The sequence below is a fragment of the Streptomyces sp. NPDC051921 genome (assembly GCF_040680975.1).
GTDB lineage: Bacteria > Actinomycetota > Actinomycetes > Streptomycetales > Streptomycetaceae > Streptomyces.
Window position 1 is genome coordinate 1 of record NZ_JBFAXU010000013.1, and the last position, 21,091, is coordinate 21,091.

Consider the following 21,091-nt stretch of genomic DNA (forward strand, 5'->3'; position numbering starts at 1 on the left):
CGTACCGACCCTCGCGGGCTTTCCTCCGGGCGCTTCCTTCGTTTCCGACTCTATCAGATCTTTCCGATCCGATTTCCTCGGTGCTTTCCGGTCCCTTTCGCTTTCGCTCCGGGCCCTTCCGGCGGTTCCGACTCTATCAGATCCTTTCGGCGTCTGATTCCCAGTCAGCGGGATTTGTCTTTGCGGCTGTTGGGCCGTTCCGACGTCCCCGACTCTAGCGGACCGCCCTGGCGACTCATAATCGAGTCTTTCGAAATGAATTTCGGCATGCCGAAATTCGTCCCGGTAGGGAGATCGTGCGGAGTTGAGGTGCCGCTATTGCGGCGGGAGTAGTTGCCGAAGAACCGTTCCGGCTCCGTGACAACTCGGAGAACACTACGCGTCCCCCAGGGGCGTGTCAAACCTCGGCAGGGCCCCGGTTCCGGCCCCGGTCGGCCTCAGTCGAGGTCCGTCAGCCGGCCGCCCGCGTCCGGCTGGGTGAGCTCCACGCGGCGCAGCAGGCGGATGAGCATCTCGCCGAGGGCGCCCCGTTCCTCGGGGGACAGGTCCTGGAGGAGCTCCTCCTCGAAGTCCGTCGCCATGCGCATGGCCTCCAGCCACTTCTGGCGGCCCTCGTCCGTCAGCTCGACGATCACGCGCACGCGGTTGTTCTCGTCGCGGTCGCGGGTGACCAGGCCCTCCCCGGCCATGCGGTCGATGCGGTGCGTCATGGCGGCCGGGGTGAGGCCCAGGCGCTTGGCGAGCTCGCCGGGGCCGAGGCGGTACGGGGCGCCGGACAGGACGAGGGTCTTCAGGACCTCCCACTCGGCGTTGCTGATGCCGAGGTCGGCGACCTGGCGGCCGTACGCCACGTTCATCCGGCGGTTCAGCCGGCCCAGGGCGGAGACCACCTTCTCGACCTGCGGGTCGAGGTCGCGGAATTCGCGCTGGTAGGCGGCGATCTGCTCGTCGAGCGTCGGCTCCTGGGGGGCCGACGAGCCGGACGGCTCGGGGGTGTCGGACATGCGGCGAGTATCCCACGCGGCTCGTTGGCGTTGAAGTCCTTCTATGTGTATCTTTAAGCATCGAACTTTAGGATTGAAGTCTTCAGGGTTCAGGGCTACAGCACTGAACCCGCGACCGAAGTGGGTGAGTGTGACCAAGGCGATGGGCGCAGCGATGCGCCGGATTCAGGCAGGCAGCGCGCTGAGCGCGTTCGGACTCGGCTTCACCGTGCCGTACCTCTATGTGTACGTCGCTCAGGTGCGGGATCTGGGCGCGAGTACCGCGGGTGTCGTTCTGGCCGTCTTCGCCATGGCCGCCCTCGTGGTGCTGCCCTTCAGCGGACGCACCATCGACCGGCGCGGGCCGGTGCCCGTGCTGCTGGTGGCCTCGCTGCTCGCCGCGCTCGGCGCGCTCGGCATGGGCCTCGCGTCCTCCGTGCCCGCGGCCGTCGGGTCCGCCGCGCTGCTCGGCGCCGGTACGGCGGTGATGCAGCCGGCGCTCGCCACCATGATCGTGTGGTGCTCGACCGCGGCCACCCGCACCCGCTCGTTCGCCATGCAGTTCTTCCTGCAGAACCTCGGGCTCGGCGTCGGCGGTCTCATCGGCGGCCAGCTGGTCGACGCGAGCCGGCCCGACTCCTTCCTCCTGCTGTTCTCCATCGAGTCGGCGATGTTCCTCGTCCTCGCGGCGATCGTGCTGACCGTGCGGATGCCGGAGGCCGCCCTCCAGGGCGCCCGGCCGGCCGCGGGGAAGAACGGCGGGGTCCGGGCGCTGCTCGGGCACAAGGCGATGGTGCAGCTGTGCGTGCTGGGCTTCGTCCTGTTCTTCGCCTGCTACGGGCAGTTCGAGTCGGGTCTGGCCGCGTACGGCACGGAGGCGGCCGGGATCGCGCCGTCGACGCTCGGCATCGCGCTGGCCGCCAACACCGCGGTCATCGTCGCGGCCCAGTTCCTGGTGCTGAAGTTCGTCGAGCGCCGCAAGCGGACCCGGGTCATCGCGGCGGTCGGTCTGATCTGGACCGTCGCGTGGCTGTTCGCCGGCTACGCGGGCCTCGGTCACGGCAGCCAGGCGATGGCGACGGCGGCCTTCGTCTCCACGTACGCCCTGTTCGGGCTCGGTGAGGCGATGCTGTCGCCGACGGTCGCGCCGCTGGTGGCCGATCTGGCGCCGGAGTCGATGGTCGGTACGTACAACTCGGCCTTCGCCCTGGTGAAGCAGCTCGCGCTCGCGGTCGGCCCCGCGGTGGGCGGCCCCATGGGGGCCTCCCTTCACGGGCCGTACATCCTGACCTTCGTGCTCTTCTCGCTCGGGATCACCTTCCTGGCGATCCGGCTCGGCAAGCGGCTCACCCCGGCGCAGAACCAGCCGTCGTCGGCCGCCCGGCCGTCGAAGGTCGTGGCGCGGCACGAGCCGCAGCGCGAGACCGCAGCCGCCTGACGCCCCTCCGGCAGGGCGGGGTCAGTCGGGCAGGGCGAACTCGCACCACACCGCTTTGCCGCCGCCCGGTGTGCGGCGGCTTCCCCAGGACGAGGCGATCGTCGCGATGATCGAGATTCCGCGACCCGCCTCGTCCTCCGTTTCCGCCCTGCGGCGGCGCGGCAGGTGGTCGTCGCCGTCCGTGACCTCGATGATCAGGCGCCGGTCGGTGCGGCGGAGCCGCAGCCGCATGGGTGGGGTGCCGTGCTGGAGGGAGTTCGCCACCAGCTCGCTGGTGGCGAGGACGCCCAGGTCACGCAGCTCGACGGGGAAGCGCCAGCTGGCGAGGACCCCGGAGGCGAAGGCACGCGCGCGTGGCGCGGCCTCGACGCCGCCGAGGAGCTCCAGGGCCGCGTTGTGGAACAGCTCGGCATCGGGTCCCTTGCGGGCCGGGTGCTGGAGGACGAGGACGGCCACGTCGTCGTCGTGCTCGGCGGTGACGCCCAGGGAGCGCAGCAGCCGGTCGCAGACGACCTGCGGGCTGCCGGTGGCGCCGGACAGGGCGCGCTCCAGTGCGGCGACGCCCTCGTCGATGTCCTCTCGGCGGCGCTCGACCAGGCCGTCGGTGTAGAGGACGGCGGTGGAGCCGGGCGGCAGGGCGATGGTGCCGGAGGTGTGGAGCCAGCCGCCGGTGCCGAGCGGCGGGCCCGTCGGGTCCTCGGCGCGTCGGACGGTGCCGTCCTCGTCGCGGACGAGGATCGGGAGGTGGCCGGCGGAGGCGTAGACGAGCTTGCCCTCGTTGGGGTCGTGGACCGCGTAGACGCAGGTGGCGATCTGGCTGGCGTCGATCTCCGCGGCGAGGCCGTCGAGGAGCTGGAGCACCTCGTGCGGGGGCAGGTCGAGCCGGGCGTAGGCGCGGACGGCGGTGCGGAGCTGGCCCATGACGGCGGCGGCGCGGACGCCGCGGCCCATGACGTCGCCGATGACGAGGGCGGTGCGGCCGGCGCCGAGGGTGATGACGTCGTACCAGTCGCCGCCGACGGCGGCATCGGTGCCGCCGGGCTGGTAGGTGGCGGCGATCCGCAGGTCGTCGGGCTGCTCCAGCTCCTGCGGGAGCAGGGAGCGCTGGAGGGTGACGGCGGTCTCGCGGTGCCGCCGTTCGCTGGCGCGGAGCCGCTCGGCGGCCTCGGCGTGGTCGGTGACGTCGGCGGCGTGGACGAGCACGCCGCCGTCGGCGAGGTGGGGGCTCTCCACGGGCAGGCAGGTGACGGTGTAGGAGCCGCCGTCGTGGGTGCGGCGGGACTTCACCGTCCGGGGCTTGCCGCTGCGCAGGACCTGGTCGAGGAGGGGCAGCAGGCCGAGCTCCTCCGCCTCGGGGCAGGTGTCGGCGACGGTGGCGCCGGCGGGGCGGGGGCCGAAGGCGGCGGCGTACGCCTCGTTGACGTACGCGATGCGGTGCTCCGGGCCGTACACGAGCGCGACCAGGCCGGGGAGGCGGCCGACGATCTCCCGCGCGGTGAAGTCCTCCAGGGCGGGGACACCGGCGGTGTCCACGGCGCCGGCAGTGTCTTCGCCGAGGTGTTCCGATCTGGGCCCGTACTCACCGCGGGCGGCGGGCACGGAGCCTTCGGTCCCACGGGACGCCGCGCGGCGCTGCGTACCGGGGAGCCGGGCGCTCCAACGGGTGAAGTTCACGGATCTGTATGCCTCGTGGTGTCGTTGCCGTGCAGAGTCACTCTGTGCAGGTGTGAGCCCACCTATGGTCACACGTCCAGTGTGGACGAGTGCACTGACAGTGATGTCAGCCGGAAGACTCGCCCGGGGTCTCGCCCGGGGGCTTGTCCTTCGGCGCGGGTGGGGGTGTGGCGGCGAGTTCGAATTCGGCGCGCGGGTGCTCCAGGGAGCCGAGGGAGACGATCTCGCGTTTGAACAGGCCGGACAGGGTCCATTCGGCCAGGACGCGGGCTTTGCGGTTGAACGTGGGGACCCGGCTGAGGTGGTAGGCGCGGTGCATGAACCAGGCCGGGTAGCCCTTGAGTTTACGGCCGTAGACGTGGGCGACGCCCTTGTGGAGGCCCAGGGACGCGACGGAGCCGACGTACTTGTGTGCGTATTCCTTGAGCGGCTGCCCGCGCAGGGAGGCGGCGATGTTCTCGGCGAGCACCTTCGTCTGGCGGACGGCGTGCTGGGCGTTGGGGGCGCATTCCCTGCCCGGTTCGTCGGCGGTGACGTCGGGGACGGCGGCCGCGTCGCCGGCGGCCCAGGCGTGGGCGACGCCGTCGACGGTGAGCTGCGGGGTGCAGACGAGCCGACCGCGTTCGTTGCGGGGCAGGTCGGTGGCGGAGACGAGCGGCGCGGGTTTGACGCCGGCGGTCCACACGACCGTGCGGGTGGGCAGTCGGGTGCCGTCGCTGAGCACGGCGACCCGGTTCTCGCAGGAGTCGAGGCGGGTGCCGAGACGGACGTCGATGTTCCGGCCGCGCAGCTCGCGGACGGCGTAGCGGCCCATCGTCTCGCCGACCTCGGGCAGGATCCGGTCGGAGGCCTCGACGAGGACCCAGCGCAGGTCCTGGGGCTTGATGTTGTGGTAGTACCGCGCGGTGTAGCGGGCCATGTCCTCGAGCTCTGCGAGGGCTTCGACGCCCGCGTAGCCGCCGCCGACGAAGACGAAGGTGAGGGCGGCGTCGCGGATGGCGGGGTCGCGGGTGGAGCTGGCGATGTCCATCTGCTCGATCACGTGGTTGCGCAGCCCGATGGCCTCCTCGACGGTCTTGAAGCCGATGCCGTGGTCGGCGAGGCCGGGGACCGGGAGGGTGCGGGAGACCGAGCCGGGGGCGATGACCAGTTCGTCGTAGCCGAGCTGGACCTTTCCGGTGCCCTCCTCCTCGGTGGCGAGGGTGGAGAGGGTCGCGGTCCGCTTGGCGTGGTCGATCGAGTGGACCTCGCCGATGACGATCTTGCAGCGGTGGAGGACCCGGCGGAGCGGTACGACGACGTGGCGCGGGGAGATGGAGCCGGCGGCGGCCTCGGGCAGGAACGGCTGGTACGTCATGTAGGGCTCGGGGGTGACCACCGTGATCTCGGCCGCGTGGCTTCTCAGCTCCGCCTTGAGCTGCCGCTGCAGACGCAGCGCGGTGTACATCCCGACGTAGCCACCGCCGACAACGAGAATGCGCACAGGTTCGGTCACTGTCCCATGACGCAACGCCGTCCGGGGTTTGTCCACAGGCCCGGCAAATTGTGTGACCGGAGGGGCACGGAGGCGCGGAGTGGCGAACGGCCCCGTGGGACGTGGATGTGCGCAGGTCAGGCCGGAAGTGGCCGGTGGGGCGCGGGGTCGGAATCGGGAGGGTCCGGGTCCTTGCTCCGATCGGGGGGCGCACCGTACGGAACTGCCCCTTCTGAATTGACCTCGACTCAACTATGTTCGTACTTCATCGGGGTGTCGGATCGCCGTGCGTGGACCAAGGGCGCGGCCCGGTCGGGCCCCCGTGCCAGGGCGGGGAGTCTCCGGGGGGAGACATCATGAGCGGGGGAACGCTTATGCAGATTCAGGATTCGTACGGGCAGGTCCGTACCGCGCAGTCCGTGCCGAACGGGCGGTCCGCGCCGCTGCGGGTGGACGCGCAGCGGAATCTGGAGCACGTGCTGCGCGCCGCGCGCGAGGTGTTCGGCGAGCTCGGTTACGGCGCTCCGATGGAGGACGTGGCGCGCCGCGCCCGGGTCGGCGTCGGCACCGTGTACCGGCGCTTTCCCAGCAAGGACGTGCTGGTCCGGCGCATAGCCGAGGAGGAGACCGCGCGGCTCACGGAGCAGGCGCGGACCGCTCTCGGCCAGGAGGACGAGCCGTGGTCGGCGTTGTCCCGGTTCCTGCGCACCTCGGTTGCCTCGGGCGCCGGTCGGCTGCTGCCTCCGCAGGTGCTGCGGGTGGGCGTGGACGACGTGCTGCTGCCGGCCGGTGCGCCGGACGACGAGGCGCGGGTGCCGCAGCAGCGTGCGTCCGTGCCGGCGGGTTCCGTCGGGTACGCGGAGCAGGTCGAGCAGCGGGTGGTGGCACCGCGCGCGGTGCCGGCCGTCGAGCAGGAGGACTCGGGGGCCGCGGAGCTCCTGGAGGTCGTGGGCCGGCTCGTGGAGCGGGCGCGGGAGGCGGGCGAGCTGCGGACGGACGTCACGGTGTCCGACGTACTGCTCGTCATAGCCACCGCCGCGCCGGCGCTTCCGGACGCGGCCCAGCAGGCGGCGGCGTCGGCCCGGCTCCTCGACATCCTTCTGGAAGGGCTGCGTTCGCGGTAGCGGGCCGCCCCTGAGGGGGCGCGGTTCTCGATGGTCCGAGTGGACCGTCGAGCATGACACGAACGGATGAGCGGTTACGCCCGGACACGGGAAGTCGCCCCGGACGAGTGGTAAGTGGACGCGGCGGTCCGGGCGTGCCCGCGCTCTGTGGCAGGCTGGGCGGCGTTCGAGTCCGAGCGTGCAACGGGGGCTTCCGCGATGAGCGGTGACAGTCGGGACGAGACGCTGGGCGCCGCCGGCACCGCGGAGAACGAGGGGCCGCACTCCCCTCACGTGCCGAGTCAGGGCGGTCCGGGCGGAGCCTCCGGATCGGGCGCCGGGATCGCCGCCGAGCCGAGTGTGCCGCAGCAGCGCGAGCGCGGTTCGGCGCCCCGCTCAGCGGCCGCGGACGCCGACGCCGCGTCCGTACTGCCACCGCCGCTCGACCTCCCGCCGTCCGACGCCGAGCTCGTGCGGCGGATGCGGGAGGGCGATGACGGTGCGTACGAGGAGCTGTTCCGCCGGCACTCGGCGGCCGTCCGCCGCTACGCCCGCACCTGCTGCCGGGACGCGGACACCGCCGACGACCTGACGGCCGAGGTCTTCGCCCGCACCCTGCAGGCGGTGAGGGGCGGGGCCGGGCCCGAGCAGGCCGTGCGGGCCTACCTGCTGACGAGTGTCCGCCGGGTCGCCGCGACCTGGACCAGGACGCAGAAGCGTGAGCATCTCGTCGAGGACTTCGCGCTGTTCGTCGAGGACGCCGCCCGCGCCGCCGAGGTCTCCGACCAGACCGCGACCTTCGGGGCGGGCCTGGACCTGGGCGCGGACGTGCGCGCCATGCACGACGCCGAACAGGCGCTCGCCATGCAGGCGTTCCGTTCGCTGCCCGAGCGCTGGCAGGCCGTGCTGTGGCACACCACGGTCGAGGAGGAGTCGCCGAGCGAGGTCGCCCCGCTCTTCGGGCTGACCGCGAACGCCACCGCCGTGCTCGCCAGCCGGGCCCGGGAGGGCCTCAAGCAGGCCTATCTGCAGGCCCATGTCAGCCAGTCGCTCACCGCGGGCGGCGACTGCGCCCGCTATGCCGACCGGCTGGGCGCGTTCGCACGCGGAGGGCTGCGGATGCGGGCCGAGCGCGGCCTGCGCAAGCACCTCGACGAGTGCGCCAAGTGCCGACTGGCCGCCGGTGAGCTGGCGCACGTGAACGCCGGTATTCCGGCGCTGCTGCCGGTGGCCGTCATCGGCTGGTTCGCCGCCGGGTACTCGCTCAAGGCGGCCGGTGTCGTCGCGGGCGGGGTCGTGGGGGCGGGCGCGGCCGGCGCCGCGGCGGCCGCCACGGGCACGGGCGCCGCGGGCGGCACGACCGGGGCGTCCTCCGCGGCCGCGGCCGAGGGGCTGGGCATCCCCGCGAAAGCGGGTATCGCGGCCGTCGCCGCCGTCGCCGCGACCGCCGGCCTCGTCTGGGCGCTCAGCGGCTCCGATCCGGAGCCGGTCGCCCGGCCCGCGGCCGCGCCCACCGCCGTCGCGCCGGTCGAGCCGCCGCCCGCGCCGGCCCCGCCGCCCACCCCGCGGCCGACGCCGCCGCCCGCGCAGCCGCCGCCCCCGAGCCCGAAGCCGAAGCCGACACCGAGCGCGACGCCGAGCCCCAGGGCGACCCCGTCGCCGGCCCCGCCGCCGACCCCACGGCCCACGCCCTCGCCCACCCCGTCGAGGACCGCGCCGAAGCCGTCGCCCGCGCCGCCGACCGTGTACGAGGTCAGCCGGCTCGAGTACGGGATCTTCGGCGACGGCACCAAGCCCGAGGTGGACCTCGCGCGGTCCAGCTGGATGTGGCAGCGCTCCGGCCTGACCATGAACGGCACCCCGTACGCCCATGGCGTGAGCGTGCACGCACCCTCGTCGCTGCTCATCGACCTCAACCGGCAGTGCACCGGCTACGACGCGGTCGTCGGCCTCGACGACATCACCGTCCCCTTCGGGCCGGGCGGCGTCCGCTTCTCGGTCTACGGCGACGGCGAACGCCTGTGGCGCTCCCCCGTGATGCGCCGCGGCGATGCCCCGGTCCCGGTGCACGTCGGCCTCGCCGGGCGCCGCACCCTCCGGCTCGTGGTCGAGGAACACACCCCGTTCGGCAGGGCGGCGGTCGCGGACTGGGCGGAGTCGCGGATCACCTGCGGCTGACCGCGTCAGCCGGTGTACGGCGCCGCGCGGGTCAGGATGTCCTCGGCGGTGAGCGCGCGCCCGGCCTCGTACGCGGCCGCACAGGCGTCGGCGTCGAGCACGTCGCGCGCCCGGGCGGTGACGAACTCGGCCGTGCGCAGCTCCGGCGCCGTGCGGGTCACCTCGCCGCGCCAGGTGTCGACGGCCGCCAGGGTGCTCACCGCGAGGGCGGGTGCGCCGCCCAGCACCAGGGTGGTGGCCAGGCCCTCGGCGAGGGTGGCCGCGACGACGTCGGCGCACTGCGCGTCCCGGGCCGTCCGCAGCGCGTCGACGGCGTGGGCGACGGCCGTCGCGCCGGCACCCTCCAGGGCCTCGATGGAGGCGGCGAGGCCGCTCACGACGGCGGCGAAGTGCGGCGGGGGGGTGGCGACGGCGGCCAGCGACCCGGCCCGCTCGATGTGCCGGCGGGCGGCGGCGACGTCCCCCTCGTACAGGGCGATCCCGGCACGCAGGAAGGTCACGTACGTCTCGGTGTCGGAGACGCGGTAGCGCTCGGCCTCCGCCTGCGCCTGGTCGAGGCCCTTGAGGGCGGTGTCCGCGTCACCGTTGCGGAAGTCCAGTTCGGCGAGCCGCGCGATGAGGAAGGGGGCCTCGGCGTGCGCGCCGACCTCGCGGGCGAGGGCCAGCGCCTCCCCGTACGCCTCGCGGGCCTCGTCGTGCCTGCCGCGCATGATGTTGGCCTCGCCGGCGGCGCTGGCGACCTGCGCCCGCATCCAGCGGTCGCCGACCCGGCGGGAGAGGGCGCGCAGTTCGGCGAGGTCGTCGTCGACGCCGGGCATGTCGCCGGGCATGTCGACGACCATGTGGGTGCGGAACATGAGGGTGACGCCGATCTCCCACTCGCCGCCGTGGCGGCGGGCGTTGGCGACGGCGATGTCGAGGAGCCGGCGGACGTCGGTGGGTTCGTCGGTCATGTACGCCGTGAACGGCCACAGCAGGCCCGGGAAGCGGGCGGACTGGGGGCCGGGTGCGGTGGAGAAGGCGGCCCGCACACGGGCGACGAGGGCGGCGACCTCCGGGTCGTCGCGGAAGTCGGCGATGCTCTGGCTCTCCACGGCGAGGAAGAAGTGCAGCATGCGCAGCTGCATGCGGGGCCAGTAGCGCGGGTCGGCGGGGTCCTCGGGGTCGTCGCCGAGCCGGAGGACGCGCTCGACCCAGGCGAGGCCCTCGGGGCGGTAGTTGCGCAGCCACCAGAACCAGCCCATGGCGAAGACGAGCCGGAGGGCCGCCGTCTCGTCGGGGGTGGTGAGGGAGGAGCGGTGGAAGGCGGCGCGGATGTTGTCGAGGTCGCGCTCGATGCGGGCGATCCACGGGAGCTGTTCGCCGGAGCGCAGGAGCGGCTCGGCCCGCTCGGCGAGTGCGGTGAAGTGGGCGGTGTGGGCGGCCTCGGCGGCGGCGAGCAGTTCCGGGGTCTCGGCGGCGCGCTCGACCGCGTACTCGTGGATGGTCTCCAGGAGGCGGTAGCGCATCTCGCCGTCGTCGGTGGGGGTGGCGACGACGAGGGACTTGTCCACGAGGGCGCCGAGGGTGTCGGCCGTGCCGGGACAGGCCGGGTCCAGGGCCTCGGCGGCCGCGAGGTCCCAGCCGCCGGCGAAGACGGAGGCCTGGCGGAGCAGGTCGCGCTCCTCGGCGTCGAGCAGCTCCCAGGACCAGTCGACGACGGCCCGCAGGGTCTGCTGGCGGGGCAGGACGGTGCGGGAGCCGGAGGTGAGGAGGAGGAAGCGGTCGTCGAGGCGGTCGGCGATCTGGCGGGGGGTGAGCAGCCGCAGCCGGGCGGCGGCGAGCTCGATGGCGAGGGGGAGGCCGTCGAGGCGGCGGCAGATCTCGTCGACGGCCGGGAGGTCGTCCTCCGGGCGGAACGCCGGGCGGACGGCCCGGGCCCGCTCGGCGAAGAGACGGTGGGCGGGGGTCGGCGGCAGGGGTTCGACGGGGCGGACGGCCTCGCCGGGGACACCGAGGGGCTCCCGGCTGGTGGCGAGGATCCGCAGGCCGGGGCAGTGGGTGAGGAGGGTCTCGGCGAGGGCGGCGGCCGCGCCGATGACGTGCTCGCAGTTGTCGAGGACGAGGAACAGGGGCCGGCGGGCCAGGTGCTCGACGAGCTGCGCGGTGGGATCGTCCTGGAGGGGCTGGCCGTCGCGGGTGATCAGGTTGGTCTCGCGCAGCCGGAGGGCGGAGAGGACGGCACCCGGTACGGCCTCGGGGTCGTCGAGCGGGGCGAGTTCGGCGATCCATGCGGCGGGGCCGACGGCCTGGAGGGCGGCCTGCTCGGCGAGGCGGGTCTTGCCGGAGCCGCCGGGGCCGGTGAGGGTGACGAGCCGGGAGTGCTCCAGGTCGACCCGGAGTGCGGTGAGTTCGGGCTCGCGGCCCACGAACGAGGTGAGCCGGGGGCGGATGTTGCCGGCCTCGGCGACGGGCGCGGGCCTCACCGGCGGGACGCCCCCGCCGGCGAGCAGCTCGGCGTGCAGGGCGGTGAGCTCGGGGCCCGGGTCGGTGCCCAGTCCGTCGGCGAGGGTACGGCGGGCGTCCTCGTACGCGGCGAGCGCGTCGGCCGGGCGGCGTTCGGCGCGCAGGGCGCGGATGAGCTGGGCGTGGAAGGTCTCGTCGTACGGGTGCGCGCCGGTCAGCTCGGTCAGCTCGGGCACGAGCCCGGCGGTGGCGCCGCGCCGCAGGTCGGCCTCGATCCGCTGCCGCAGGGCGGCGAGCCGCTGCGCCTCGGGGCGCACGCCCGCGGGCTCGGGCAGGTCGGCGAGGGCGGGACCGCGGAACAGGCCCAGCGCGGTCCGCAGCAGCGCCGCGGCGGCCTCCGGGTCCCCGGCGTCGAGCCGGGTCCCGGCCTCGCGCACCTGCCGCTCGAACACGTACAGATCGATGTCGTCGGCGCCGGCCACCAGCCGGTACCCACCCGGCCCGGACGCCACGGCCTCCCTGCCGAGCACCCGCCGCAGCCGCCCGACGAGCGCCTGCAAGGCGGCCTGGGCGTCGGCCGGCGGCTCGTCCCCGTACACGTCGTCGACCAGCTCCCCGACGGACACCGCCCGCCCCCCGCGCAACGCGAGCGCGGCGAGCAGCGCCCGCAGCCGGGCCCCGCCGAGGGGCAGGGACACGCCGTGGGCGTCGAGGGCTTCGGTGGTGCCGAGGATCAGATACCGCACCGGGCCATTGTCGCGGGTGGGGGTGGCGGGCGCCTCGGGGTTTACCCGGAGAGGGGCGCGCGGGGCGGCCTGTGTGCCGGGCGGTCAGAACCCGGAGGCACGGCGCGGCGGCGCGAGCCGCCCCCTCACGCCGGCAGCGACCGCGCCGTCGGGATCAGCGGGCCCGGCACCGCGCGGTGTCTCGGCGCGGCCGTGCCCGTCCAGCAGGAGCCGCGGCGGGCGAGGAGGCGGCGGAGCCAGAGTTCGGTGGAGATCAGGTCGGCGAGGCCGTCCAGGGGGACCGGCTCGCCGTCGGCGGCGGCGCGCAGCGCGCGGTGGACGACGCGGGCCTCGATCAGGCCCGCGTCGGCGAGGAGCGGGGCGTCGAAGAGGGCCAGCAGCTGGGGGAGTGCGGCGCGCAGGCCCGCGCGGGTCGCGGTGGCGGGGACCGCCGGGTGCGGGGCGCCCCAGCCGGGCGGCAGGTCGTGGATGCCGGCGCCCGCGAGGACGGTGCGCAGGACGCCGGCGCGGGCGTCGGGCTGGACGCGCAGCGATTCGGGCAGGTCGCGGCAGGCCCGTACGACCTGGTTGTCCAGGAAGGGGGCGTGCAGGCGCTGGCTGCGGATCTCGGCGGCCTGCTCCAGGACCCGGAGGTCGGCGGCGGCGCGGGAGAGGGCGGCACGCGCGCGTGCCTCGCCCGGACGCTGGACGGCGGCGGGGAGGGTCGCGGCCCGGTTGAGGCGAACCGATACTTCCGCCAGTGCCTCCCCCGTCAGCCACCGGGCCGCGGGTCCCGGCCGCGACCAGGCGAGGGCGGAGAGCGAGGCCTCCAGGGGGCCGTAGGCCCCGGCGGGCACGCGGTTGGCCTCCAACACGCGCGTGGCGGCGGCCTCCAGGCCGGTCCGGTACGGCGTCCGGGCCAGGCGCCGGGCCGCCCGGTAGACCTGCAGGGGGACGAGGAGCGCGCCCGCCGAGGGGCCCGAGGCCTTCGCGAGGGCGGTCACCGGGCGCACCAGGGACCGGCGCCGACGGTCCATCAGCAGGTCGGCGAGGCGCGCCGGGTGGGCGTCCAGGACCTGGCGGGCGCCGAAGCCGGTGAAGTGGTCGGCGCTGCCGCCGGCGAGGCGCCTGCGGTGCCGTTCGGCCGACACCAGGGAGGGGCCCGGTTCGTCGGTGAGCGGCCCGTCGAGGTCCGCGTACGGGAGCGCCTCCTCGCCGGCCGCGACCACCACGTGGTGCAGCCGCGGGTTGGCGGCGATCTCGCGGGCGCGGACCAGCTCGTCCTGACTGCCGGGGCCGGCCAGGTCGTTGAAGGTGACGGCCAGCAGCCGCTCCCCGGCCCCCGTGCCGTGGCCGAGGATCGTGCCCGGGACGCCCGGCAGCCCGGCCGCCAGCAGGGCAAGGGTGCCGGAGGCGCTGCCGCCGGACAGGTCGGCGCCGATCCCGGGCGCGGGCGCGCCGCCGCGGGCCGCGCGCCGGTCGGCCGGCCCCATGCCGGGCACGGGCCCCGGGTCGGGCAGCGGCACCTCGGGGGCGTGTCGGGGCGCGGTGAGCCGGGCCCGTACGGCCTCGACGAGCGCGTCCCGCACCGCCTCCACGGCCTGCCGGGGATCGGCCTCGGGCGCGGCGACGGCGAGCGAGGCGACCGGCTCGTAGCCGCTGATCTCGCGCGAGCCCTCGCGCAGGATCAGCGCGTGGCCCGGCGGCACCCGGCGCACGCCCTCGTACGGGGTGGAGTCGCGCAGCGCCTCGGGGGTCTCGGGGCAGGCGAGCAGCGCCGCCAGGTGCCCGATGTCGAGCTGGGCCTCGGTGAGGTCGGCGAGCGGCAGGGCGGCGGTCGCGTAGGCCGTGCCGCCCGCCCACGGCGTGTGGAACACCGGCCGGGCGCCCGCGAGATCGCCGGTGACGGTGATGCGGCGGCCGATCCTGACGACCGCGGTGTAGCTGCCGGGCCACGCGGTCATGTGCCGCAGTGCGCCCCCGCGCGCGGTCAGCAGTCCGCGCCGGAGCTCCTCGTCGCTCGCGGCGCAGCAGCCGAGCACGGCGAGCCGGGTGTGTTCGTCGACCGAGACCAGGCGCACCTCGTCGGGGCGCCAGTCGCCGACCGCCCACAGTGGATCGGGGTCTCCCCACAGGAGCTGCGCGCCCACCGGGTGCACCGTGCGCCCTTCGGCGGGGTCTCCGACGGCGCCGGCCGATCCGGGAGGCGCGGAGAGCGGTGCCCCGAAGCGCGCGGCGACACTGCTCCAGCCCACCAGCCACCGCATCGCCGCCTCCACAAAGGTCGAGTGGAGGACATGCTGCCATGCCGAGGGCGCGCAGGAGGTATCGCAGGGGGCATCGTCGGAACGCGAATGCGCCCCTGGCATGGGCCAGTTGGACCGAGTGCGCACACCGGCGCCTTTCGGCCATTCTGGGCCCTCACGACAGGCCGGAGGTTTCCCGGCGAACTCTCCGGGGGCTTCCGGCAGTCCGGGAGGCGGTCGCCTCCCGGAGCCGCCCGCCGCCCGCGGGGAATGGGGCGACGGTGTCCCCCAGCCCACCGACCGGGACATCGGTCCTCGGCCAAGTGGGCCGACCCACGCAGCACTCATGGAAGCGCTCCCCCCGGCACCCGACGAGAGCGCACGGGCGGGCGCACGGCCACACGGCGGGAGCACGGCGGACGGCACCCGGGCGCGTCGCTCATTCCATCCCACAACAATCTCGCCATACGGAACACCGCCCCTTAACGGTCGGGATCCGGCGAACTACGCTGTGCTTACGAATGCCGCACGCCTATGCCCGGCGTCGTGGCGGCCGTCTGGGTGTCGTGTCGAGGGGTGGCGTCATGTCCAGGGAGCAACGCGGGCCGAACGAAAAGCTCGGCACGGTTCTCGCCCTCGCGGGAATCAGCAATGCCGGGCTCGCCCGGCGCGTCAACGATCTCGGCGCGCAGCGGGGTCTGACGCTTCGTTACGACAAGACGTCGGTGGCCCGGTGGGTGTCGAAGGGCATGGTGCCGCAGGGCGCCGCCCCGCACCTGATCGCCGCCGCCATCGGCCAGAAGCTCGGCCGGCCGGTGCCGCTGCACGAGATCGGGCTCGCCGACGCCGACCCCGCGCCCGAGGTGGGCCTCGCCTTCCCTCGCGACGTCGGCGAGGCGGTCCGCACGGCCACCGAGCTGTACCGGCTCGATCTCGCCGGTCGCCGGGGCGGCAGCGGGATCTGGCAGTCGCTCGCCGGCTCCTTCTCCGTGAGCGCCTACGCGACACCCGCCTCCCGCTGGCTGATCACCCCCGCCGACCCGTCGGTGGAGCGCCCGGCCCCGCGCCTCGTGCCGGCCGTCGGCCCGGGCGCGGCCGCCGCGGTCGCCGCGGCCGGTGCTGCCGGTGCTGCCGGTGCGGGCGAGACCGCGGAGCACGCGCGCGTGGGGCACAGCGACGTCGCCAAGCTGCGCGAGGCCGCCGAGGACGCGCGCCGCTGGGACTCCAAGTACGGCGGCGGCGACTGGCGCTCGTCGATGGTCCCCGAGTGCTTACGCGTCGACGCGGCTCCGCTGCTGCTCGGCTCGTACTCGGACGAGGTCGGCCGCGCCCTGTTCGGCGCGACCGCCGAGCTGACCCGGCTCGCCGGCTGGATGGCCTTCGACACCGGCCAGCAGGAGGCCGCCCAGCGCTACTACATCCAGGCGCTGCGGCTCGCCCGCGCCGCGGCCGACGTGCCCCTGGGCGGCTACGTCCTGGCCTCGATGTCGCTCCAGGCGACCTACCGGGGCTTCGCCGACGAGGGCGTCGACCTGGCCCAGGCCGCACTCGAACGGAACCGGGGGCTGGCCACCGCCCGCACCATGTCCTTCTTCCGGCTGGTCGAGGCCCGTGCGCACGCCAAGGCCGGCGACGGGACGGCGGCGGCCGCCGCCCTGAAGGCCGCCGAGGGGTGGCTGGAGCGCTCCCGCGAGGGAGACCCGGACCCGACCTGGCTCGGCTTCTACTCGTACGACCGCTTCTGCGCCGACGCCGCCGAGTGCTACCGCGACCTGAAGCTGCCCCGGCAGGTGCGCCGCTTCACCGAGCAGGCACTGTTGCGGCCCACCGAGGAGTACGTCCGTTCGCACGGGCTGCGGCTCGTGGTGTCGGCGGTCGCCGAGCTGGAGTCGGGCAATCTGGACGCGGCCTGCGCCGCCGGCACGCGCGCGGTGGAGGTCGCCGGGCGGATCTCCTCGGCCCGGACCACCGAGTACGTACGGGACCTGCTGCACCGCCTCGAGCCGTACGGGGACGAGCCGAGGGTCATGGAGCTGCGGGAGCGGGCCCGCCCGCTGCTCGTGGCTCCGGCGTGACGCGCGTCCCAGTACGCGGGCGGTTTAGCGGCATTGTCAGTGGGCCAGTGCACTATCAGGGTGGGAGGTGGCGCAGGTGTCTGTCCGGTATGACTGTGACGTGCTGGTGATCGGCGGCGGGATCGTCGGTCTGTCGACGGCGTACGCGATCACGCGCGCCGCGCCGGGCACCCGGGTGACGGTCCTGGAGAAGGAGCACGCCCCGGCCCGCCACCAGACCGGCCGGAACAGCGGCGTGATCCACAGCGGGATCTACTACCGCCCCGGCTCCCTCAAGGCGCGCTTCGCGGTCGAGGGCGCGGCGGAGATGGTCAAGTTCTGCGCCGAGTACGGCATCCCCCACGAGGTCACGGGCAAGCTGATCGTGGCCACCGACCGGGAGGAGCTGCCCCGGCTGCACGCGCTCGTGCAGCGCGGCCGGGAGAACGGGATCCCGGTGCGGGAGCTGGGCCCGGCGCAGATCAGCGAGTACGAGCCGCGGGTGCGCGGCCTCGCCGCGATCCACGTGGGCACGACGGGCATCGTCGACTACGGGGCGGTGGCGGCCAAGCTGGCCGAGGCGTCCGGGGCGCGGATCCTGTACGGCTCGCCGGTCACCGCCGTGGACCGGCGCCCGTGGGGCGTCGCCGTGCGCACGGCGGCCGGGCGCGTGGTGCGCGGCCGGGTGCTGGTGAACTGCGCGGGGCTGCACTGCGACCGGGTGGCGCGGCTCGCGGGCGACGACCCGGAGATGCGGATCGTCCCCTTCCGGGGGGAGTACTACGAACTGGCCGACCCGTCGCTGGTGCGCGGCCTGGTCTATCCCGTCCCGGACCCGGCCTTCCCCTTCCTCGGCGTCCACCTCACCCGCGGCATCGACGGCGGCGTCCACGTGGGTCCGAACGCGGTCCCGGCGCTGGCCCGCGAGGGCTACGGCTGGACGGTCGTCAGGCCCCGCGAGCTCGCCGGCACCCTCGCCTGGCCGGGCAGCTGGGCGATCGCCCGCGCCCACTGGCGCTACGGCGCCGGCGAGCTGCACCGCTCCCTCTCCAAGCGCGCCTTCACCGAGGCGGTCCGGCGCATGCTCCCGATCGTCGAGGAGCGCGACCTGCGACGTGCGGCCCCGGGCGTCCGCGCGCAGGCGGTGCTGAAGGACGGCACGCTGGTGGACGACTTCCTGATCCGCGAGTCGGTCCGGACGGTGCACGTGCTCAACGCGCCGTCCCCGGCGGCGACGGCCTCGCTGCCGATCGGACGCGAGGTGGCGGGACGGGCGCTGGCCCTGCTGTAGGCACGGTCGCCGGCCCGCTCGGGGCACAGGCAAAGCAGGCCGCGGGGCCCGTTCGGGGCAGGCCGCGGAGCCGCTCTCGGGACGCGACGCGGGGCCGCGGTGCCCGCTCGGGGCGCGCGGGCACGGGGCCCATCCGGCGCCCGGTGCCATCGGGCGGTGCGCCGTAGAATCGGGGGCATTGTGTCTGAGCAGCCTGAGAACATCGCGCACCCCGTCCCCACCGGTCCCGTCGAGGCCTCGGCCGACGACGGCCGACCCGTCGCGCGGCGCGGCAGTCGGATGTTCTCGCCGGGTGAGGGGCCCTCGCCCGATCCCGCGGGGGCGCACTTCGAGCGGCGGATCCGCAGCTTCCAGCCGCGGCGCAGCCGGGTGACCGCGGGCCAGGCCGAGGCCATGCTCAAGCGGTGGCCCGACTGGGGCCTCGACATCGACGGCAAGCGGGTGCTCGACCTGGACGAGATGTTCGGCGGGCTGCCGGTCGTCCTGGAGATCGGCTTCGGAATGGGCGAGGCCACCGCGCAGATGGCCGCCGCCGATCCCGGCACCGGCATCCTCGCCGTGGACGTCCACACCCCCGGCCAGGGCAACCTGCTCGGGCTCGCCGACCGCAACGGGCTCACCAACGTGCGGGTCGCCAACGGCGACGCGATCATCCTGCTGCGCGAGATGCTCGCGCCGGAGTCCCTCGCCGGCTGCCGGGTGTACTTCCCGGACCCCTGGCCCAAGAAGCGCCACCACAAGCGCCGGCTCATCCAGCCCGAGTTCCTCACGCTGCTCGCCCCGCGCCTCATGCCGGGCGGTCTGCTGCACTGCGCCACGGACTGGGAGCCGTACGCGGAGCAGATGCTGGAAGTGCTCGACGCGCACCCCGACTTCGAGAACACCCAGGCCGACGGCGGCTACGCGCCCCGGCCGGGATACCGGCCCCTCACCCGCTTCGAGGGCCAGGGCCTCGACAAGGGCCACGTCGTCCACGACCTGCTCTTCACCCGGCGCGCCACGCTGTAAGGGTTTTCCACAGGCTGCGGAGAACTCCCTCGCCGCTGTCGGTGACGCTCGTTAGGGTCGTTCCGTGTCGTCGAACCCCTTTGCCGGGCCCGCCATCCAGCCCGGCACCGCCCCAGCCCACGCGGTGATCCCCGCGCCCGCTCCCGTGCCCGCCCTGGAGAGCGATCAGCCGGACTTCGCCGCCGTCCCGGAGCGGGCCAAGTGGCGCTACAAGCCGCGCAAGGCCTTCTGGCGCAGTCGGCTGCTCCGGGCCGTCGTGCTGATCACCGCGCTCGTGATCTGCGCGCTGGCGATCCTCGCGCTGGTGCGGGAGGAGACCGGCACCGAGGGCTTCCTGGTGGGCCTCGGTCTCGCCGTACTGCCGGTGCCACTGCTCCTGGCCGCGTTCCGCTGGCTCGACCGGGTCGAGCCGGCCCCCTGGAAGAACCTGCTGTTCGCCCTCGCCTGGGGGGCGTTCGCCTCCACCCTGTTCGCGATCCTCGCCAACTCCTTCGCCGTGGAGTGGATCAGCAGCGCCACCACCGACCCCGGCTCCGCCGACACCCTCGGGGCCACGGCCGTCGCCCCGGTCGTCGAGGAGACTGCCAAGGGCGCCGCCGTGCTGCTCCTCTTCCTCTTCCGGCGCAAAGACTTCACGGGCCCGGTCGACGGCCTCGTCTACGCGGGCTTCACCGCCACCGGCTTCGCCTTCACCGAGAACATCCTCTATCTGGGCAATGCCTTCGGTGAGGACATGGACCTGGGCGCCGGCGGCCTCTCGACGACGGTGGGCACGTTCTTCGTCCGGGTCATCATGTCCCCGTTCGCGCACCCCCTGTTCACCTCGCTCACCGGCCTCGGCCTCGGCTTCGCCGCGCTGCTGCCGGCCGCCGCCCGACTCCGCCGTACCCGCCTGGTGCTGCTGTCGCTCGGCGGGCTTGTCCTCGCCATGGGCATGCACGCCCTCTGGAACGGCTCGGCGACCTTCCACCCGCTGGCGTTCATCGTCGTCTACGCCCTGTTCATGGTGCCGGTCTTCGCGCTGCTCACCTGGCTCGCGATATGGAGCCGGCAGAAGGAGCTGCGCACGATATCCGGCGAGCTCCCGGCCTATGCGACGGCCGGCTGGCTCGCCCATGACGAACCCCTCGCGCTCTCCTCCATGCGGGCCCGCGCGCTGGCCCGTAGTTACGCCGCCCGCAGCTTCGGCAAGCAGGCCGCGCAGGCCGTCGGCGAGTATGAGGCGTTCGCGACGACCCTGGCGTTCCTGCGCCACCGCGCCCGGCGCGGCCAGGCGGCACCGGACTTCACGGCCCGCGAGCAGGAGCTGCTGCACCACCTGTGGCAGCGCCGACAGATCGCCTCACCCGCGCTGACGTACGCGGCCCGGGCGACCGGCCGGGTCTGGGCGCCGCCGCAGTACCTGGACTACGGCGGCTACAACCCGTACCGCGGCTAGCCCGTCCGCCCCTGATCCGCCGGACAGGCCCGAGCCGGCCCGGGCCTCAGATCTCCGGCCCGGGTGCTCAGGCCTCCGACGCCTCCGTCAGCGCCGCCAGCTCCGTGTCCGTCAGCTTCAGGTCGGCGGCCGCGATCAGCGCGGGGAGCTGCTCGACCGTGCGGGCCGAGGCGATCGGGGCGACGACGGTCGGGCGGGAGGCCAGCCAGGCCAGGGCGACGGACGCGAGCTCGGCGTCGTGGGCCGCGGCGACCGTGTCGAGGGCGGCGAGGACCTTCTGCCCGCGCTCGGTCTCCAGGTGCCTGCCCGCGCCGCCGGCGCGGACGCTGGCGACGGTGGCGCCCGGACGGTACTTGCCCGTGAGGAAGCCGGAGGCGAGCCCGTAGTACGGCACGGCCGCGAGCCCGCCCCGCTCGGCGGTGTCGAGCAGCGCGCCTTCGTACGTGGCGCGGGAGACCAGGTTGTAGTGCGGCTGGAGGGCGACGTAACGGGCGAGGCCCTCCGCCTCGGCGAAGTCGAGCGAGGCGCGCAGCCGCTCCGGGGAGATGTTCGAGGCGGCGACGGCCCGCACCTTGCCGTCCTTCACCAACTGGTCCAGGGCGGTGACGATCTCCTCGACCGGCACGGACTCGTCGTCGTAGTGCGTGTAGTACAGGTCGATGTGGTCGGTGCCGAGGCGGCGCAGCGACTCCTCGGCCGCGGCCTTGATGTTCGCGGCGCCCAGGCCCTTGTAGCGGGCGTGGGCCCCGACCTTCGTGGCGACGAGGACGTCGGAGCGGTTGCCGCGGGAGGCGAGCCAGCGGCCGATGACGGTCTCGGACTCCCCGCCTTCGTTGCCCTCGGCCCACTGCGAGTAGGCGTCGGCGGTGTCCACGAAATTGCCGCCCGCGGCGGCGTAGGCGTCGAGGACGGCGAAGGACTGCGCCTCGTCGGCGCTCCAGCCGAAGACGTTGCCGCCGAGGGCGAGCGGGAAGACGTGCAGGTCGGAAGAGCCCAGCCGGCGAAGGGAAGTCATGGGGTGATCAACCCTCCGC

13 protein-coding genes are annotated in these 21,091 nt (G+C 74.5%); 7 read left to right on the forward strand and 6 right to left on the reverse strand.

The window, feature by feature from the left end:
* Window positions 1-437: 437 nt before the first annotated feature.
* Entirely contained in the window at window positions 438-1,004 is a 567-nt protein-coding gene (locus AB0M16_RS18380) for a MarR family transcriptional regulator (protein ID WP_365344025.1), read from the reverse strand.
* 142 nt (window positions 1,005-1,146) lie between these two features.
* Between AB0M16_RS18380 and AB0M16_RS18385 the strand changes: the two genes are divergently transcribed.
* Entirely contained in the window at window positions 1,147-2,421 is a 1,275-nt protein-coding gene (locus AB0M16_RS18385) for an MFS transporter (RefSeq protein WP_365344402.1), read from the forward strand.
* A gap of 21 nt (window positions 2,422-2,442) precedes the next feature.
* On the opposite strand, the gene AB0M16_RS18390 is transcribed toward AB0M16_RS18385, so the two are convergent.
* Window positions 2,443-4,095: a SpoIIE family protein phosphatase gene (locus AB0M16_RS18390; protein ID WP_365344027.1), complete on the reverse strand. Its 1,653-nt coding sequence runs from the start codon at window positions 4,093-4,095 to the stop codon at window positions 2,443-2,445.
* 106 nt (window positions 4,096-4,201) lie between these two features.
* Window positions 4,202-5,590: an NAD(P)/FAD-dependent oxidoreductase gene (locus tag AB0M16_RS18395; RefSeq protein WP_365344029.1), complete on the reverse strand. Its 1,389-nt coding sequence runs from the start codon at window positions 5,588-5,590 to the stop codon at window positions 4,202-4,204.
* Between the two features lie 353 nt (window positions 5,591-5,943).
* On the opposite strand from AB0M16_RS18395, the gene AB0M16_RS18400 reads away from it, so the two are divergent.
* On the forward strand, window positions 5,944-6,693 hold the full coding sequence (locus AB0M16_RS18400) for a helix-turn-helix domain-containing protein (protein ID WP_365344031.1): 750 nt from the start codon (window positions 5,944-5,946) through the stop codon (window positions 6,691-6,693).
* 198 nt (window positions 6,694-6,891) lie between these two features.
* Entirely contained in the window at window positions 6,892-8,850 is a 1,959-nt protein-coding gene (locus AB0M16_RS18405) for a sigma-70 family RNA polymerase sigma factor (RefSeq protein WP_365344034.1), read from the forward strand.
* Window positions 8,851-8,855: 5 nt separating this feature from the next.
* On the opposite strand, the gene AB0M16_RS18410 is transcribed toward AB0M16_RS18405, so the two are convergent.
* The gene (locus AB0M16_RS18410; protein ID WP_365344036.1) at window positions 8,856-12,041 is read right to left on the reverse strand and encodes a BTAD domain-containing putative transcriptional regulator; all 3,186 of its coding nucleotides are present in this window, start codon (window positions 12,039-12,041) and stop codon (window positions 8,856-8,858) included.
* Window positions 12,042-12,166: 125 nt separating this feature from the next.
* Window positions 12,167-14,287, reverse strand: coding sequence for an asparagine synthase-related protein (locus AB0M16_RS18415; protein WP_365344038.1), 2,121 nt, complete (start codon window positions 14,285-14,287; stop codon window positions 12,167-12,169).
* A gap of 563 nt (window positions 14,288-14,850) precedes the next feature.
* Between AB0M16_RS18415 and AB0M16_RS18420 the strand changes: the two genes are divergently transcribed.
* From AB0M16_RS18420 to AB0M16_RS18435, 4 genes are all read left to right on the forward strand, one after another.
* Entirely contained in the window at window positions 14,851-16,341 is a 1,491-nt protein-coding gene (locus tag AB0M16_RS18420; protein ID WP_365344040.1) for an MFS transporter, read from the forward strand.
* Between the two features lie 76 nt (window positions 16,342-16,417).
* Window positions 16,418-17,611 carry an L-2-hydroxyglutarate oxidase gene (lhgO, locus tag AB0M16_RS18425; protein WP_365344042.1) on the forward strand — a complete coding sequence of 398 codons (1,194 nt, stop codon included), beginning with the start codon at window positions 16,418-16,420 and terminating at the stop codon, window positions 17,609-17,611.
* A 180-nt stretch (window positions 17,612-17,791) separates the two neighbouring features.
* Window positions 17,792-18,619, forward strand: a complete 828-nt coding sequence (gene trmB / locus AB0M16_RS18430; protein WP_365344044.1) for a tRNA (guanosine(46)-N7)-methyltransferase TrmB — start codon at window positions 17,792-17,794, stop codon at window positions 18,617-18,619.
* 124 nt (window positions 18,620-18,743) lie between these two features.
* Complete coding sequence (locus AB0M16_RS18435; protein WP_365344403.1) at window positions 18,744-20,057, forward strand: PrsW family intramembrane metalloprotease; 1,314 nt, start codon at window positions 18,744-18,746, stop codon at window positions 20,055-20,057.
* Window positions 20,058-20,124: 67 nt separating this feature from the next.
* On the opposite strand, the gene AB0M16_RS18440 is transcribed toward AB0M16_RS18435, so the two are convergent.
* On the reverse strand, window positions 20,125-21,072 hold the full coding sequence (locus AB0M16_RS18440; protein ID WP_365344046.1) for an aldo/keto reductase: 948 nt from the start codon (window positions 21,070-21,072) through the stop codon (window positions 20,125-20,127).
* Window positions 21,073-21,091: the final 19 nt, after the last annotated feature.